Source organism: Actinacidiphila acidipaludis, assembly GCF_019890725.1.
In the GTDB taxonomy this organism is placed as follows: Bacteria; Actinomycetota; Actinomycetes; order Streptomycetales; family Streptomycetaceae; genus Actinacidiphila; species Actinacidiphila acidipaludis.
The window spans coordinates 20,872-38,411 of sequence record NZ_JAINZZ010000025.1 but is presented as its reverse complement, the minus strand read 5'-3'; the positions used below and the strand labels follow the sequence as shown (position 1 = coordinate 38,411).

The following is a 17,540-nucleotide window of genomic DNA, read 5'->3' as shown; positions in this document are numbered from 1 at the left end:
CCTCCGGCTGCGATGTCGTGGGGTGGCGCACCGCCGCGGTGTGCCACCCCGCACCCTCGCACAGCTTCTCCGGTGGCGGCCGGCGTTCCACGACGCGGCCCGAAACTCCTGCAGTGAGCGCGCTTGTCATCCGATGAATAGCCGTCGTGCACACCTCGTGGCGCCGTCATTCCTGCGCTTTTCATTGACGGTACATGCCAAAGGTCGTAGGTTTCCCCCGCGATTCCCCGACCTCTGGAGGAGGATGACCGTGTCCCGACATCGACTGGTACCGGCTCTCGCGGCGCTTGCCCTCGCCGCGGGAGCCCTGGTCGCGGCCGTACCCGCGAACGCCGCATCGCGGGCGGACGCGGACACGGCGTCCGACGTCTACGTGGCGCCGAGCGGTGACGACCATGCGAGCGGCGACGCCCGGCACCCGGTGCGCACCCCGCAGCGGGCCCAGCAACTGGTACGGGCGCGCGACGGCCACCTGACCGGCGACCTCACCGTGCACCTGGCCGCCGGAACCTACCGGCTGTCCGCGCCGCTCACCCTCGACGCACGCGACTCCGGTTCCGGCGGCCACCGGGTGGTCTGGCAGGGCACCGGGGCCTCCGTGATCAGCGGCGGCCGCCAGGTCACCGGCTGGCACCAGGTCCCCGGCCGCCCCGGCCTGTGGTCCGCGCACGCACCCCAAGGACTCACCGACACCCGCCAGTTGTACGTCGACGGGGTACGCGCCGACCGCGCCGCGGGTGAGGTCCCGGTCACCCTGACCAGGACCGCCACCGGGTACACCGCGTCCGGCGACACCCTCGCCCGTTGGCCCGACATCGCCGGCGCCGAGTTCGTGTACACCAGCGGCGAGGCCCTGTGGAACGTGCAGCGCGACGGACTCGGGCAGTGGACACAGCCCCGCTGCGACATCGCCTCCGCTTCCGGCACGACGGTCACCATGGTCCAGCCCTGCTGGGACAACTCCAACAAGCGGGTGGAGTTCCCCGACATCCCCGGCCGCACGGTCAGCATGGTGGGCCCCGGCTCCCTGACCAACGGCGGCCACGCCACGTACATCGAGAACGCCCGCGAACTGCTGGACACCCCGGGCGAGTGGTACCTGGACCGCGGTGCGCACACCGTCTACTACATGCCGCGCCCCGGCGAGGACCTGCACCGGGCCGACGTGGAGGCGCCGGCGCTGGAGAAACTCGTCGACGGCCGCGGCACGGCCGCCGCGCCCGTTCACGACATCGCCTTCCGCGGACTGCAGTTCAGCTACGCGACCTGGCTCACGCCGTCCTCGCCCGAGGGGTTCTCGGAGATCCAGGCCGGCTACACCATCTCCGGCCCGACCGGATACGCCACCGAGGGCCTGTGCGGTTTCGTGGAAGGCGGCGCATGCCCGTTCGGCGCGTGGACCAAGGAACCCGGCAACGTCGCCGTCTCGCACGGGCGCCACGTCGACTTCTCCCAGGACGCGTTCGTCCATCTCGGCGCTGCCGGGTTGGAACTGGCCGACGGCACCCAGGACTCCCAGGTCAGCGGCAGCGTCTTCACCGACATCTCCGGCAACGGCGTGGAGATCGGCGGCGTCGGCGACGCCCTGCCCGGCGACGACGGCGACGTCACCCGCGACGTGCAGGTGCTGGACAACCACCTCTACGCCCTGCCACGGGAGTTCACCGGCGGCGTGCCCATCGTCAACGGCTACACGCAGCACGACCTGATCTCCCACAACCAGATCGACCACGTCGGCTACTCGGGCATCTCCATGGGCTGGGGCGGCTGGCCCGACAAGATCGGTTCCCCCGCGACCCCGAACGACAGCCACGACAACGCTGTGAGCGACAACCTCATCACCGACTACATGCAGGGCCTGGACGACGGCGGCGGCATCTACACCCAGGGGCTGACCGGCACCTCGATGACCGACGGGGAGAAGGTGACCGGAAACGTCATCCACACCCAGTTCGGCCTCGGCAAGAGCGTCTACACCGACAACGGCTGCACCTACGAGACGGTCTCCGGCAACGTCCTGTACGGCGCCTCGTACGCCAACGTCGCCAGCCGCCACACCGACTACCGCGACGCGCTCGGCAACAACGACCCCACCCTGGTCTCCGGCAACTGGTGGGAGCAGGGCGACGCCGACAGCTCCAACAAGGGCCTCGTCACACAGGGGAACCACATCATCGCCTCGCCCGCGGACGCCCCCGCTGACGTCGTGGCGAACGCGGGGCTCGAACCCGCCTACCGCTGGCTGCTCGGTGAGCGGTACGGCGCCCTGTCCGTACCCGCCGCTCCCACCCGCGTCGGCACCTCGACCGGCGTGGACGGAACCCTGCTCGTGACGTTCAACCCGGTCTGGGCGGACGGCGGTTCACCGGTCACCGCGTACCGCGCCACGGCCGTCGACCCCGCCGGGCACGTCGCGGCGACCGCCACCGTGCCGGCCGCGGAGTTCGGCGCCTCGGCGCTCGCCACGCTCACCGGACTGACCGACGGCACCGCGTACCAGGTCACCGTGACGGCGCTCAACTCCCAGGGCAGCAGCGCCCCCTCGCTTCCGTCAGCCCCTCTCGCCCCGATCGCCGGCAGCGTCCTTCCGGCGGCACCCAGCGGGGTCAAGCTGCACACCCAGGCGACGGCCGCCACCGTCTCGTGGACCCCGCCGGCCTCCGTCGGCGACTCGCACGTGACCGGCTACCGGATCGTGCTGACCGACCCGTCCGGCACGGCCAGGACGGTCCAGGTCAGCGGACGGGACGCCCTGGTGACGCAGCCCTCCGCCAAGGGCATGTTCCGGGTCCTCGGCGACCTGACGCCCGGCACCTCCTACACGGTGACGGTGGCCGCGGTCACCGGCACCGGGACCGGTCCCACCGCCACCGCGAAGGGCAGCACCCCGGCGGCGTAGGCGGGTGGTCATGCGGGGCCCGGCGGCTGTTGGCCGGGCCCCGCATGACCACCCCGTCCCGGCGGCGATGCGGTGGGCCTCACCGGCCCTGGGCGATCTCCCACACATAGCCGTCGAGATCGCGGAAGCTCGCGGTGCGCGGCCCCCAGGGCCTGTCCATCGGCCCGTTGACCAACTCGACACCGGCTGCGGCGAGTTCCGCGCACTTCGCGTCCACGTCGTCCACCGCCACGGTGAAGACCAGCCGCACCCCGGCCGCGCGTGAAGCGGCGGTCGCGGGCTCGACGAGTTCGGGTACATGCGTCGTCTGCAGCAGGTTGACGACCGTCGGGCCGAACCCGAAGACGACGGAGTGGGCGTCCTCGTAGAGGATCGGCGCGTCGAAGACATCGAGGTAGAACTTCCTCGCGGCGGCCACGTCCTCGACGAAGAGGGTGTTGGCGGCGATGCCGTTGGCCCATGCGCTCATGCCGGCTCCTTGCTCGTTGGCGACGGGGAGCAGAGCCTACGGCCACTCCCTGACAGCGTCCGGTGTGAGCGGCACCGTGAGGTCCCCCGCCGCACGGCCGCTCTTCACGGCGCCCCTTCACGGGATGAACGTCACCTCGGGGAACGCCTCGGTCGGACCGTCGAGCAGGCGTCCGCACATGGGGCCGCGCGCACGACATCGCCCCGAGAGGACGGGCTACGGCGTTCCCGGCCCCCCTTCCAGGTCATCGGCCGTTCCGGCACGTGCGGGGCCGTACCCGGGCGGCAGGCGGTCCGCCACTGCCCTGATGGCCTCCCCGGCGGACTCGGTGTCCGCCACGACGCGTACCGGGTCCCCCGCGAACACCTGGTAGGAGGGCCCTGGGGTGGAGTACGGAGCGACGTACGGCGCGTCACCGGTGTAGGGATAACCGGTGACCCGGCTCAGCCGGAGCGTGTGGTGACTGAGGTACGGGAACAGACCCGCCACCTCGGGCACCGACGCCGCCGCGACGGCGAGCGCGGCGATGCGCGCATCGGGATCGTCACGCAGCATGCGCCACCTGAACGCCACCGCGTCACCGCGTTCGTGGGCTTCCGCCAACTCGTCGAAGAGCAGGAAGGCATGCTCCTCCTTGATCCCGCGAAGCGTACGACCGGACTGCCAGGCGAATCCGACGCGCACGACGTCATCGAGTTCGGGGCTGCCGCCGGCGGCCAGCTCGACCCCCCGGTCCCAGATCCGCACGATGAACCTCCGCTTCGACTCGCTGAGCGTGACCGCCAGGTAGCCCGTCGGGGAGTTCAGCGCCGCGGACCGCTCCCCGCTCGAACCCCGGCCCGGAACCACCTTCCCCAGCGGGACGCCGAGGTGGCGCGCCCGCTCGTTGATGGCCGTCACCAGTCCGCCCGTGGCCATGAGGTCCGGGTAGAACTGCGCGAGCCGCTCGTCACGGGACGTCACCGATGCTCACTTCCCTTTCCGATGCCGTCCGTCGTCACTGCCCGGCCGCCTTACGCAGCTTCGGCCAGTCCGGCTCGTCCGGATACACCCTGCTGAACTCGTCGTCTCCAGGCTCACGGTAGTAGAAGTGGAAGTCCGTCCACGGTCGCCCACCCGGTTCGTCGATCGATCCGAAGAAGGCGTACTTGCCGACGATGCTCATTTCCCACACGGTTCCGAGACCCGAGCCGGGTTCCGCGGCCTTCGCCATGCCGGCCTTGACTCCCGCCTTGTACGCGAGATCGAACATGTCCTCGTAGTTCTGGCCTTTCAGGTCGTTGAGCGATATGGAGATCTGGATGTCCGGATTGCCCACGGACGACAGAACTCCCGTCTGCCACAACGGAGTGTTGCTGTTGTCGCCCGTCAGCCCGAATTCCGGCTTGTTGTAGGTCTTCGCACCCAGCTGCTCAGCCAGGGCGTCCGATCCCGGATTCACCCCCAGGACCACATGAGGGCCGATGTCCGTGCTCGGCAACTTGTCCGGGACCGCGAAGGCGATGTTCGGGTCCGATGCCGATGTGTCCGCTGGGAGGGTCGTCGTGCCCAGTCCCGTGTGGGGGTTTGCCGGGGAGACCGATCCCGAAGGCAAGCCCGCGGTCGGATCGACGGGTGTCGTCAGGGTGGTCGGCAGGGACGCTGAGGGGTCTGTCGGAGTGGTGAGGGTGGTGGGCTCGCCGGCGGACGGATCAACGGGCAGGGTTGTGCCGAGGCCGCTCGTCGTGGGTGCGGCCGTCATGGTGGTCGGGGTGTAGCCCGCCGCTGCGGCGGGTCCGGCGCCGGTGGGCTTGGCGGGAGCGGCGACTCCCGGGCCGGTGGCCGCGGTCTTGGTGCCGGGCTGGGCATGCGTCCCCGCGCCGGTGGCCTGCCCGGCGGGTCGCGCGCCCGGGTTCTCGTGCACGCCCATCTCCGCCGTGGGCGGCGGGGGCGGCGGGGGCGTGACGACGACGTTGCAACTGCCGTAGCCCAGGGCGAAAGCGAAGCCGAAGTCGAAACCGAGCTCGAGCGACGAGCCGCTGAGGCCGAACAGGCTCAGCCCCCCGGTACCACCGATTCCCCAGTAGCCGGAGCCCCCGTAACCACTGCCGCCCCAGTTGAAGTTGTTCATGCTGTCGAGGTACGACTGCGCCGGGTCGTAGGTGTACGAGTATCCGCTGCTGTAGGAGCTGGAGAGGTTCTCACCGTCCGGGAACCCGGGCGGGTACGCGTACCCGGAGCTCCGGGACCCTCCGCCGCCGCGGTGCGTGTGACCTGAGGGGTAGTAGCCGCCGGGTCGGTACGACGACGTACTGCAGCCGCTGTCACCCGAAGGGTCCGCCGTGTTCATGGGGTCGTCGTCACCGTAGGTGTACGGGTTGGCGTCGACCGAGGGGAAGGGCGACTGCGAGGTCGCGTCGTGACTGGTGAAGGTTCCCGTGGACGGGTCGTACCAACGGCTGGCAGTGGCGACCCGGTTGCTGGTGGGGTCGGTCCAGCCGCCCTGGTACCCGAGGTCGTGCTGGGTGCCGCTCGTTGCCGTGGTCCGGCCGTAGGGATCGTAGGCCGTGGAGCCGGCAGGCGTGGTCCCCGTGGCCGTGAAGGTGGCCGTCAGGTCTCCGTGCTGGTCGGTGTACGCCAGCGCCGGGCCGCCCTGGCCGCTGACCGCGGTGAGTTCCCCGCCGGGGCTGCGGTCGTAGGTTTCGGTGCCGTCCGAGACGATCCCGGGGGCGGTGCCGTCGTAGCCGAAGGTGTTGGTGCCCGCGGTGGCCAGACGACCGAGGCTGTCGTGTGTGTAGGAGCCGGCACCGTCACCGGTCAACTGGTCGAAAGCGTCGTACGACAGGTGCTCGGAGCCCGTGGTGCCGTCGACCGAGGTGAGGGTGCCTCGAGCGGAGTAGGCGTAGGAGGCCGACGTTGAACCACTGGTGCCGGTCAGCTGGTCGCGAGCGTTGTACGTGGCGGTGGTGGTGTTCCCGCCCGCCGCGACGCTGGTGCGATTGCCCGCGTCGTCGTAGCCGTAGCCGGTGCTGGCCGAGCCCTTGGTCCAGGAGGTCAGGCGGCCTGCCTCGTCGTAGCCGTAGGTCTCGGCGCCTGCCCCGGCGGTGCCGGTGGTGGTGCGGGACGTGACCAGTCCGGCGTCGTCGTAGCCGTAGGTGGCCGACGCCTCCGTGACGCCGCCCGGCGTGTCGAGGGTGTCTCCGGTCAGACGATGCTGGTCGTCGTAGCTGAGGGAGCGTCCGGCGGCGCCGGTTCCGTAGGACACTGCGGTCAGCTGGCCGATCGAGTTGTACGTGTCGGTCAGGGTCGTGTTGGTCAGCGGGTCCGTGGCCGTGTGCGGGCGGCCGTCGGCGTCGTAGGTGTAGGTCGCGGTGCCGGCCTTGTCGGTGCGGGAGACCAGCAAGGCGTCGGAGTTGTAGCCGTAGGCGGCCGTACCGGAGGGGCCGGCGGCGGACAGGATCTCCCCGCGGTCGTCGTACGTGTAGGTGTTGTTGCCGCCGGGAGCGCTGGCGGACGTCAGGCGGCCGTCGGCGTCGTAGCCGAAGTCGCGGTCGGCGGTGGCGGCCTCGGCACCGGTCCCGGACTCGGAGGTCAGCCGGCCGTCGGCGTCGTAACCGGCGGTCACGGAGACACCGCCAGGGCGCGTCGTCGTGACGGGGAGGCCGTTGGCGTCGTACCCGACGGTGGTGGTGCGGTCGCCGACTCCGGGGAACGCAGAAGTGCTCGGCTCGACGGTGGACTCGGGCAGGCCGAGCGCGTTGTAGGTGGTGATGGTGGCGTTGCCGTTGCCGTCCGTCGAGCGCGTGGCACGGCCTGCGGCGTCGTAGCCGAAGCTCGTGGTGATGGTGGAGGTGCCGGTGACCGGTTCGGTCTGGCTCACCAGCCGGCCGAGCGCGTCCCAGGCATAGCGCGAGGTGTGCTGGTCCGCGTTCGTGACGGACAGGGGGTTGCCTGCCGCGTCATAGGTGGCTGACTGCTCGGACAGCGTCGCCCCCGCGGCGTTCAGCTTCGCTGTGCCGGTCATCCGTCCGGCCGGATCGTACGTGTCGGTGACAGCCGTACCGTCGGGCAGCGTCGTCCTGGTGGGACGCCCGGCGAGGTCGTACGCGTACGACGTGGTGTTGTCGAGCGGGTCGGTGCTGGTGAGTGTGCGTCCTGCCGCGTCATAGGTCGCGGTGGACTTCTCCCCACCCGGGAGAGTGACCGAGACCTGGTCGCCGCGGCCGTCGTACTCGTAGGTCGTGGTGTAAGAGGCGGGAGTCGGCTGGCGGACCACGGCGGTGGACGTCAGCTGCTCCCCGAGTTGGTCGTAGGTGGCGGTGGTCACCGCGCCGGTCGGATCGGTGACCGACAAGGCCTCACCGTCCGTGTCGAACGTGGTGTGCGTCGTCGGCACGCTTCCGTCGACGGCGGGCCGCTGGACCTCGGCCCGATCGCCGAACTGGTCGTAGGTGTAGCGGGTGGTGTGCTGCAGCCCGTCGGTCACCTCAGTGAGGTTTCCGACCGCGTCGTACACGGCGCCGGCGGTGGGAGTGATCGCCGTGGCGGAACCGGGCGGGGTGTACGCCGGAGCGGAGATGGCGGTGGGGCGGCCGTCCAGGTCGTAGGTGTAGGTGGTGATGTCACCGTCGGGGTCGTCGACGGACGTCTCGTCGCCGAAGGTGTCGTAGCCGCGGAGGGTGATCGGGTGAGTCTGCTGCGCTGCCTGCCCGTTGGACTCCGCTGCCACGACGGGGGCGGTGATCTGGGTGAGCTCTCCCAGTTCGTTGCCGGCGAAGGACGTCGTGAAGTCGGCCGCGTCGGCACCCGCGAGATGGCCGCGGGGGTCCGTCGTCGAGGTCAGAATTCCGCGCTGGTCGTAGGTGTTGCTGGTGACCTGGGTGTCCGCACCGTCGTGGACCGTGACGGACGTGACGTCGTCAAGGGCGTCGAAGGTCTGGTCGGTCTGCTCGGTGACCCCGCCGCCCGTGACCGCACGTGAGGTGACGTTCCCGTTGGGGTCGTAGACGTAGTCGGTGACGGTGTCGAGTTGGTCCGGATCGAAGGTCTGCCGGGTCACCCGTCCTGCCGGATCGACGGTGTAGTCGGTTTCGACCAGATAGGTGGCGTCCCACCGGTTCACGACGTTGCCGGCCGCGTCGTAGGAGAACTGCAGGATGTCGCGCCCGTCGGTGGTGCCGTCCGTCTCATGGAAGTCGGGCATCCAGTGTTCGGTCAGGCGGTAGTTCCAGTCGTACTCGTTGTCGACCGTCCTGCCCATCGAGTCGGTGTCCGAGGCGAGCAGCCCGGCCGGGTCGTAGGCCCGGGAGTCGAGGACGAGCGAGGTGGGCGAGGTCGGGTCGACCGGATCTCCGGTGTAGTTGGTAAGCGTCGTGGTGAGCAGTTCACCGGTCGGCGAGTAGGCGAACGCGTAACGGCTGCCGTCGGCATCGGTCTGCTCGCTGCGGTTGCCGAACAGGTCGTATCCGAAGGCCGTCGTGTCGCCGGCAGGGTCGGTGACCTTGGAGACCTGGTCCTGGTCGTTGTAGCCCCACGTGGTGCTGCGGGTGCTGTCCCCACCCGTGGTGTCGGCGACGGCCACACCCGTGGTGTCGCCGTCGTCGTCGTAGGCGTAGGTGGCCTGCGGCGTGTGGGTGGTTCCGGTGACGGCGTCAGTGGTGGCGGGACCGGTCCGGCTGAGCAGCCGGTTGTCGTCGTCGTAGGCGTAGGTGGTGGTGACGCCGTCCGGATAGGTGTCGGAGACCTGAGTGGACGTCAGGCGACGGCCGAGTGCGTCGTACGAGTAGCTGGTCCTCATCCCGGTGGGTGCCGTGATCTGGGCCAGGTCACCGGCCTTGGTGTAGGCGTAGGCGGTGATGCTGCCGTTGGGGTCCTTGGTGGTCGCCACTAGTCCGGGCGGTTCTGTGCCGCCACCCGAGGCAGCCTCGGAGCCGGTGGTGTAGGTGCTGATGACGGCGTTGCCGTCCGCATCCTCGGTGGTGAGCAGATCGCCTTCCGGCGAGTAGCCGTAGGTCGTGGCGTAGGTGGTGTCCGTGGGGCCGGACGACCGTGGGTCGGCGTAGGCCGTGGGTTCGTCGTTGCGCGGATCGGTGACGGTCAGGGCGCCGGAGACGGGATACGTGTAGTAGCTCGTGGTCGAGTCGCCATAACTGTCGGACACCGTGCGGGACAGTGTGTTGCCGCGAACGTCGTGGACGAGGCCGGTCCGGGTGCCGTCGGGGTCGGTGGTGGCGGACAGATAACCGTTGCTGTCGTAGGTGTACTGCGTGGAGCCGCCCAGGGCGTCGGTTGCGGACACCGGACGGTCGCCGTGACCGGGGTCGTACCGGTAGGTCAGGGCGTTGTTGCCCGGGTCCGTCACGACGTCCGTGGTCACCGGGACGGCCCCGGTGGACGGGCCGCGGCCGGCGTAGTGGTCGGCGATCGCGTCGCCGCTCAGCGCGGCGCTGTACTCGGAGATCTCTGCGAGGCTGCCCTTGAAATAGCCCTGCGGGTTGCTCGCCGGCAGGGAGGGCCAGCCGCCGGAGAGGTAGCCGGCGCCGAACGACACGTACGGCATGCCGATGTAGTGCAGGGAGTCGCCGCTTCTGGTGTCGGTCTGTTGCCCGTCGACGCTGAGCGTCTGGTCGCCGTCGGCGTCATAGGTGAGGACGGCCTGGTGCCAGGCATTGTCGTCCACCTCGGCAGTGGACTCCATCGGGGACAGATAACCGTCCCAGATCTGGCCGTAGAGGTGCCCGTCGGCGCCGATGTACAGGGCCGGGGTATAACCGCCGCTCAGCGTGGTTCCGACGGGGCCGCTCTGGTAGCTGAAGAGCGTCTCGCCCGCGGTGCCGGTCTTGAACCACAGTTCGACGGAGAAGCCGCTGCTGTAGCCGGGCTCCGACGAACTCGGGGCCGACACGTACGAACTCGTCCCGTTGAACGTGGCGGCCGTCTGTCCGCTGCCGGTCAGCGGTCCCGCGGCGCCGAGGGTGACGTTGTGGTAAGTCGCCGGATCGGCGCTCTTGACCGAGTACGCGGCCTGGGCGGCCTGCGTGGACAGCTCGTTGGCCGCCTGGCTTCCCGAGGACTCCCCGAGCCGCCAGTAGTTCCAGGGGGACGAGGAGAGAACTCTGGACCGGTAGTAAGCCGCCGACCCGGCCGTGCTCGGGACTGCCAGCTTCCACGTTCCGCCGTTCCCATCGGTCACCTGCGAGGCCCGGTCACTTGTGGCGTCGTAGGAGGCGGTCATCCGGGTCTTGCCGGACGGCAGGGTGACCGCGCTCAGCTCGCGGGCGGCGCTGCTGCCCGCGTTGTACTGCTGGCTGATTGCCGGCGCGCCCAGTGCGTGGGTGTAGAAGGCGACTTCGCCGACCTGCCCCTTGAAGTAGGTCGGGTATCCGGTGTTTGCCGTGGTGCTGGAATGGGCCTCGTCGGGCCAGTGTCCGCCGAGGAAGCCGCTGCCGATGGCGTCGACGGGCTGTCCGCTCACCAGGATCTGGCCGCTCTGGTTCCCGACCAGACTGCCGTCGAGGTAGAGCGACTCGGTGTCGCCTGCCCCGGTCAGCACCGCATAGTGCCACTTTCCGTCCGCGACGGATGTGGAGGTCGCGATCGGGGTGCCGGCGTTGTCGTCGATGAGCTGGCCGTAGAGTTTGCCGGAGGTTCCCAGGTAGAGCGCGGGCGTGTAGTTGCCGGGCGTCGACGTTTTGCTGAGGGCGTCCTTCTGGTACGAGAAGAGCACCCCGGCGCTGGTGGCGGTGGACTTGAACCACAGCCCGACGGAGACGTAGGAGGCCGAGGTCAGCAGCCCGCTCGGCAACGTCACGTATCCGTGGGCGCCGTCGAAGGTGGCCGCCGTGGTGGGAGAGCCCACCAGAGGACCTGCGGAGCCCGGTGTCACTCCGGTCGATGAGTAAGTGCCCTTGTCATTGCCCTCGTTGACGGCTACGTCACTGGTGGCCGTCGTCCCGGAGGGGTCTGCGAGCCGCCAGTACGAGGATGGGTTGGCATCCAGGACGGTTGACCGGAAATGGGAGCCGGAGGACGAACCGGACGTGTAGGAATAGGCGGTGCAGGCGGTGGCCGAGGTCGGCGGGCAGACGGTGGTGAGGTCGTCACCGTCGTAGGAGTACGTCCAGGTCTCGGCGCGCCCGCCGGTCGAAGCCGGGTCTGTCACCACCTGCGTGACGTGACCGCCGCTCCAGGTGAAGTGCAGCGCTCGGTCGCCGGCGTCAGCCGTGACGGTCGCCAGAGTGCCGTCCGTGTTGTAGGTGAGGGTCTGGGTCCGGTCGTGCCGGTCGGTGATCTTCGTCAGCTTCCACACCGCGCCGGAGGCACGGCCGAAGGTGTACGTGGTGCCTGACTTGTCCTGCAGTGCCCAGCCGGCGTTACTGCCGGCCACCGGGCCGAAGGTTTCGAACTCGCCGGCCGCGGGAGTGTAGGCGGCCATGCCGCTCGTGGTGCGGGTGTTGCCCGCGTAGGAGGTCGAGGCGTTGAAGGTCGAACCGGAGTGGTACAGGTAGCGGATGCCGCTGGACTTCTGCGTGGCGAGGAAGTCGACCGTTCCGTCCCCGGGGATGCCGGTCACCGGCGCCAGGTCCTGCATGCTGCTCCAGCCGGTGCCGAGCTGCACACGGCTCCCCAGGGCATTCGATCCCTGGCCCGGGTAGAGCCAGAGGTACCCGGTGGACTTCTCGACGGCGACGACGTCGCCGTGACCGTCCCCGTTGAAGTCGCCGCCCATGAGCTCGGTCATGCCGTTCCAGCCACCGGTCCCGATTTCGATCCGGGTGCCGAGGCTGCCGTCCCCGTTCACGGGATACGCCCACAGGAAACCGGTCGACGTCTCCGCGGCGACCAGGTCCTTCTTCCCGTCCGAGCCCAGGGGGGCGGTCAGGGCCAGGACGGCCATACCGTTCCAGCCGCCGGTGCCGATCTCGACTCGCGTCCCGTAGCCCCCGCCTGCGACCCCGGGATACATCCACAGGGTGCCGTCGGAGGTCCGTACGGCGTCCAGGTCGCCGACGCCGTCGCCGTTGACGTCACCGCCGGTCAGCCATGCCATGCCGTTCCAGCCACCGTTGCCGACCTGCAGCCGTGACAGGGCCGAATAGTCCGGACCGGGGTACAGCCACAGTTTGCCGGTCGTCTGGTCGACGGCGACGGCATCGTCCACGTGGTCGCCGGTCTGATCGCCGGCCGACGCGATCTGATCGAGTTCGAAACTGTTGCGGCCGAATCGCTCCTGCCTGCCGTCGGCCCCGGTCACGACGACTCCGCCGGAGGAGTCGTTGTCGGGCTGCACGGTCATGTCGTAGCGCGACGACCAACCGGCGCCGAACAGCAGGGAAGTCCTGGGGTCCAGCGAGTTGTAGGTACGGGACACGTCGAGTGCCGGGCCGGCCGCCGGGACTGCCACGTCGGTCGCGGAGGTGGTGTAGTCACCCACCTGCGGATCAAAACTGCGGCTGCTGTCGGCACCGCCGCCGCCCAGATGCGAGGTGATCAGCGGCTGCTGGACGGTGGTCGAGAACAAGGACGGGTCCGACCAGTCACTGGCGGCGTCGCCATCGCTGTCAGCGACTACCCAGTAGTAGGACTGGTACCAGGCGAGCTTGCCGTCAGGCACCGCCCACTGCCCGTTGGCGATCCATCCCGAGTCCGCCACCAGGGAGGGAGTGCCGGAAGCCGGATTGGTGTACACCTGAAAGTCGTACTTCAGCGGGTTCCCGGGGTAGCCGTCCGGGTCGTGGCCGTCTGCGAACAGCTGCGGGGTGATGGTGCCCGCGACGGTGTCCGAGGGCGGCGAGGCGGTGTCGACCTGCGGCGGCGTGTCGGCCGAGGCGACCAGCGAACACACCATGGGTACGGCGTAGCTGGTGTAGAAGGACGTGCTGCCGTTCAGCATGTCCCAGCACACGTAGTACTGGCCGGGGTCGAGTGCCGGGATCGAGCCGGTCATCGTCACCGTGGCGTTGGAGGCCACCGATGAGGGGACCGCCGTCGTCGTGGCGTTGGTCTTGAGCTTGGTCCACGATGTGCTGTACACGTCGGCGGCGAGCTTCACCGTCGACGTCGACCAGGCGGCCTCGCCGCGGTTGGTGATCGTCACCTTCATCGAGCCGGTGGTGCTCGCTGTCGGCTCGGTGTACGTCTGCTTCGGGATGGAGTAGTCGGCGCCGTAGGCGCTGTAGGTGACGGACAGGTACGGCGGGTACGAGGAATTGACGGAGGCGAACTGCTTCCAGGCCGCGACCTTGGAGGTGTCGGCGCTCAACGCGAGGCCGTGGTTCGCGCCTCCGTGCGACCACCCTTCCAGCAGCTTCACTCCCGCAGCCGACGGGTTGTCGCCGATGTCGATACCGTGCCAGGCCGAACCGCCGCAGCTGGCGCCGGCGTCGAAACTGCTGGAGCCGACGGACGATCCGTAGGAAAGCCCCGGGTACTTGGCGATCGAGCCGACACTCCACGAGCTGGTGATCGGGCGGACGGCGACCGCCTGGGCGCTGCACCCGCCCGACCAGACGTCGTCCAGGTAGAGCGACGCCTTCTCGATGTAGTCGTTCTTGAACTGCGTCCCGAAGGAGCCGAAGTTCAGGTAGCTGAGAGCCTTGTGCGAACCGCCGTCGTAGGAGCCGACCTTGAGGGTGTCATCGGTGGAGAAGTTGATGTCGTAGGGCGTCTCGACGTACGTGCTGGACGAGGCGTTGAGGTTGGTCGGGTCCACCTTCACGGGATAGACGCGGCCCGTGGCGTGCAGCCATGCGGAGTCGAGCGACACCTTCAGTGCGGGGATGCCCCCTGCGGTCGTGATGAGGCTGTAGGTCACACCCGTCGAGATCGCGCCCTCGTGGGAGACGGCCCCACGGGCCGAGTCCTCCATGAAACCGTGCGGAACGGTCTCCCGAACCGTGCCGGAGCCGTCGGTGAACCGGACGCTGCCGTCAGCGGCCAGCGACGGTGTCAGACCCGACAGACTCAGCGGGAAGACCCAGGTCGTCGGTGCCGAGGGCTTGCTGAGCGTCAGCGTCTCCTTGACGCCGGAGGCCGTCGCCTCGTACGTCAGGTCCGAGGCAGCGGCGATGCCGGGGTAGGTGATCGAACTGCCCGACGCCCGGGCGGTGACCGCCGACGCTCCCTGGAGGCCGAAACTGACCTGCTCACCGTCACCGGGCCCGAAGCTGACCAGCGCGGAGTCGCTGCCGTTCCGGGCGAAGCTGGCGGCCGGCGCGTCGGCGCTTTCGGCCCATCGACCGTCCGCCCGCCGGGTGAGGGTGGTGTTGATGTCCTGCCAACTGCCGTCGGCTGCCCGATAGTGCACCGGGCGGCTGTAGACGCGAGCGGTCAGCGTGCCGTCCGCCTGCTGAAAGACCGAGGTATCGGCGGTGCGGTCCCTGACGATCTCGGTCCCTGTGGTGGCGACACCAGGCAGAGCCGGGTCACCGGTACCCGTGTCCGCGGGAGTGATCGCGTCGCGGGTGGTCGCGGCGACGCCGGCCTGCGCCGGACCCTGAGGCGTCACGGTATGGCCGTCGAACGGCGACCGCGGACCGCTCCAGGACTGCTTCGGCTTGCCCGCGCGGCTTGGAGCCGCGTCCGGTGGCAGGGCGCCCGGCACCCTGGCCGCCTTCCGGCTCGCCTCGCTGCCCTGCCCCGGCTTCACGGCGGACTTGGCCCGGTGCGGCAGTCCCGCGGCCGACCCCGTTCGCTGGTGTGGCAGCACCAGACGCGACGACTTCGTATGTGCGGCGATCGCCGCTGCCGCCGGCTGCGTCCCCAGCAGGACCACCAGCAGCCCGCTCACGACGGCCGCGAGCCGGCGCGGCCGACGGCGCACCGGTGAGCAGACCCGTGATATCGCCCCGGACAGCGCACGCGCGCACACCGAAGCGACCCACCCCGACACGTGGCTCACGGCCACCCCTCCCCCATGCCGACGAACCGCACTCCCCCAGGAGCAACGGCGAGGGATTTTGTATAGGCCGGGTGAAGAGCGGGCAAGGGGGCCGCAGATCAGCCGACGGTGTATTTGGCTGTCTCTGCGCTCTTTTACGGGACTTGCCACCAAGAGCCTTGACCAAGACTTCACGCGGACCAGAGAAAGCGATGACCCGTCAGTCAACGGTCCGTCATGTTGCATTCAGGTGGCAGTAGTTCACGGTTCGGGATCAGAAGTCCTGTGGTAGAACCGCATGGCCGCACAGCGAAACGGGCGGTTCCCTCGCCCCCGGATGAAATGACGAGGAGCTGACCGATGCCGCCACCGCGACAGCGCAGACGCCTGCGCCGGCCTGGGACGCCGTTTCCGGCCATTTGCCTCGCCGCTCTGCTGACCGCTCTCACCGTGGCCGGAGCCGGTCTCGCGGGCGCCGACACCATCCGGATGCAGGAATGGCCCCTTGATTCCGCACACTTTCAGGCAGACCGGATCTGGGATCTCTCCCGGGGTCGAGGCGTCACCGTTGCCGTGATCGACAGCGGCGTCGACGCGGGGCACCCCGACCTCGTCGGGCAGGTGTTGCCGGGGACCAGCTTCCTCGGCGATACCGACGACGACGGCAGGAACGATTCGTCCTCCGACTCCCATGGCACCGCCATCGCCGGAATCATCGCCGGCACCGGCAAGGCCGACGGCGGTACCGGGATGATCGGGCTGGCCCCCGGCTCCACGATCCTGCCGGTCAAGGTCGCGCTCGGAGCGGCGGTCCAGGCCACGGCACTGGCCGAGGGCATCAAGTACGCGGCGGACCACCGCGCCCAGGTCATCAATGTCTCACTCGGTACGCAGACGCCCGATCCGCTGCTACGGCAGGCTGTCACCTACGCCCTGGGCAAGGGGTCCGTCATCGTCGCAGCGGCGGGAAACGAGGGCAACAGTGGCAACCCACCGCTGTACCCCGCCGCCTTTCCCGGTGTCGTGGACGTCACCGGCATCACGGACAGCGGCGCGTTCTGGCCCGTCAGCGAGTCCGGGCCGCAGACCACCCTGGCAGCTCCGGCGACGGGCATCTTCTCGACCAACAATCAGGGTCAGTACGTCAACGCCGAGGGCACCAGCTACGCCACCGCCTACGTCTCCGCTGCCGCTGCCCTCGTGCGGTCCGCTCATCCCGGGCTGACCCCGGGCCAGGTCATCAGGCGCCTGATCACGACGGCACGCCCGACCGGCGGCAAGCATGCGCACAGCGACCAGTTCGGCTTCGGACTGCTCGATCCGCTCGCGGCTCTGCAGGCATCCCCCTCTGTGGACGGCAGCCCGGCCAACCCCCTGCTGTCGTCGTATCCGCCGGGGGCGGCACCCGCTCCGCACGGGGGACCACCGTGGAAGACGCTCGCCGCCGTCGGGACCGCACTTGCCGGTCTGGCTGCGGCCGGAACGGTGCTGTTCACCCGCCGCCGCAGGCGTGTTCACGAACAGAACCGCAGGAAGACCACCGCTTCGCCGCCTGCCGCAACGGCGAACGGGAAGCGCCGCACGCCGCAGGCACGACGAAGCCCCGACAAGGCCGCGGCAAGCCGTAAGGCCGGGAAGTCCGGCGCGGGACAAAAGCGTGGCCGCCCGCCGAGGACCGTTCGGCGGTAGAAGCCGCGCCCGGACCCCCGTACGTCCCCTCTGCCCCTGCCCGGCGGAAACTGCCCCGGAGGACTCATGTCGCCGCGCCTGCCCCTGCGCAACCGCTCACGACGTTTCCGCATGGCCGCCGCCGGCGTCCTGACCGTCGCCGGCGGCGCCGTCGTCGTCGGTCTGTTCCTGCCCCGCGCGGGCTCCTCGCCACCGCACACCGCCGCCAAGAACATATCCCGTGACTTCCGGGCCTGTCTGGTCACCGACGACCCCGACCAGACGGCGGCACGGGCCGGCTGGTCCGGACTACGAGAAGCCGCGCGCGCCGCACCCGTGAACACCCAGCGGCTGATCACCCCGCGCACCGCGACGACTACCGAAGCGCTCCTCCCCTACGTCGAGAGCCTCGTACAACGCAAGTGCGGAGTCATCGTCTCGGCCGGGCGCCTCCTGGACGGTGCGGCCCGCGACGCGGCACGGACTCACCCTCGCCAGCGTTTCGTCATCACCAGCGGCGCGGCTTCCGGCCTGCCCAACACCACAACGCTGGCGTCGCCCACCTCCGACACCGTCGCCGCCGCCGTCCGCGCGGCGTCAAGGACATCGGCATCGGGCTCCTCCTGACCCAGGGCGCGCCCGGCGCG

At 69.7% G+C, this 17,540-nt stretch carries 6 protein-coding genes; 3 read left to right on the top strand and 3 right to left on the bottom strand.

Annotated elements, in window-relative coordinates:
* Positions 1-250 precede the first annotated feature (250 nt).
* Entirely contained in the window at positions 251-2,899 is a 2,649-nt protein-coding gene (locus K7862_RS20200; protein ID WP_308012082.1) for a fibronectin type III domain-containing protein, read from the top strand.
* A gap of 79 nt (positions 2,900-2,978) precedes the next feature.
* On the opposite strand, the gene K7862_RS20195 is transcribed toward K7862_RS20200, so the two are convergent.
* The 3 genes from K7862_RS20195 to K7862_RS20185 form a co-directional block, all read right to left on the bottom strand.
* The gene (locus K7862_RS20195) at positions 2,979-3,368 is read right to left on the bottom strand and encodes a VOC family protein (protein ID WP_222964479.1); all 390 of its coding nucleotides are present in this window, start codon (positions 3,366-3,368) and stop codon (positions 2,979-2,981) included.
* Between the two features lie 216 nt (positions 3,369-3,584).
* Positions 3,585-4,331, bottom strand: coding sequence for a DUF6193 family natural product biosynthesis protein (locus K7862_RS20190; protein ID WP_222964477.1), 747 nt, complete (start codon positions 4,329-4,331; stop codon positions 3,585-3,587).
* A 34-nt stretch (positions 4,332-4,365) separates the two neighbouring features.
* Entirely contained in the window at positions 4,366-15,168 is a 10,803-nt protein-coding gene (locus K7862_RS20185; protein ID WP_222964475.1) for a LamG-like jellyroll fold domain-containing protein, read from the bottom strand.
* 507 nt (positions 15,169-15,675) lie between these two features.
* Here K7862_RS20185 and mycP point away from each other — a divergent pair.
* Both mycP and K7862_RS20175 read left to right on the top strand, forming a co-directional pair.
* Positions 15,676-16,914: a type VII secretion-associated serine protease mycosin gene (mycP, locus tag K7862_RS20180; protein WP_222964473.1), complete on the top strand. Its 1,239-nt coding sequence runs from the start codon at positions 15,676-15,678 to the stop codon at positions 16,912-16,914.
* A gap of 66 nt (positions 16,915-16,980) precedes the next feature.
* The gene (locus K7862_RS20175) at positions 16,981-17,520 is read left to right on the top strand and encodes a hypothetical protein (protein ID WP_222964470.1); all 540 of its coding nucleotides are present in this window, start codon (positions 16,981-16,983) and stop codon (positions 17,518-17,520) included.
* Positions 17,521-17,540 lie beyond the last annotated feature (20 nt).

Excerpts from the sequence above, each read along its gene's own strand:
- K7862_RS20195 (WP_222964479.1), bottom strand. The coding sequence starts at position 3,368 with ATGAGCGCATGGGCCAACGGCATCGCCGCCAACACCCTCTTCGTCGAG.
- K7862_RS20175 (WP_222964470.1), top strand. The coding sequence starts at position 16,981 with ATGTCGCCGCGCCTGCCCCTGCGCAACCGCTCACGACGTTTCCGCATG.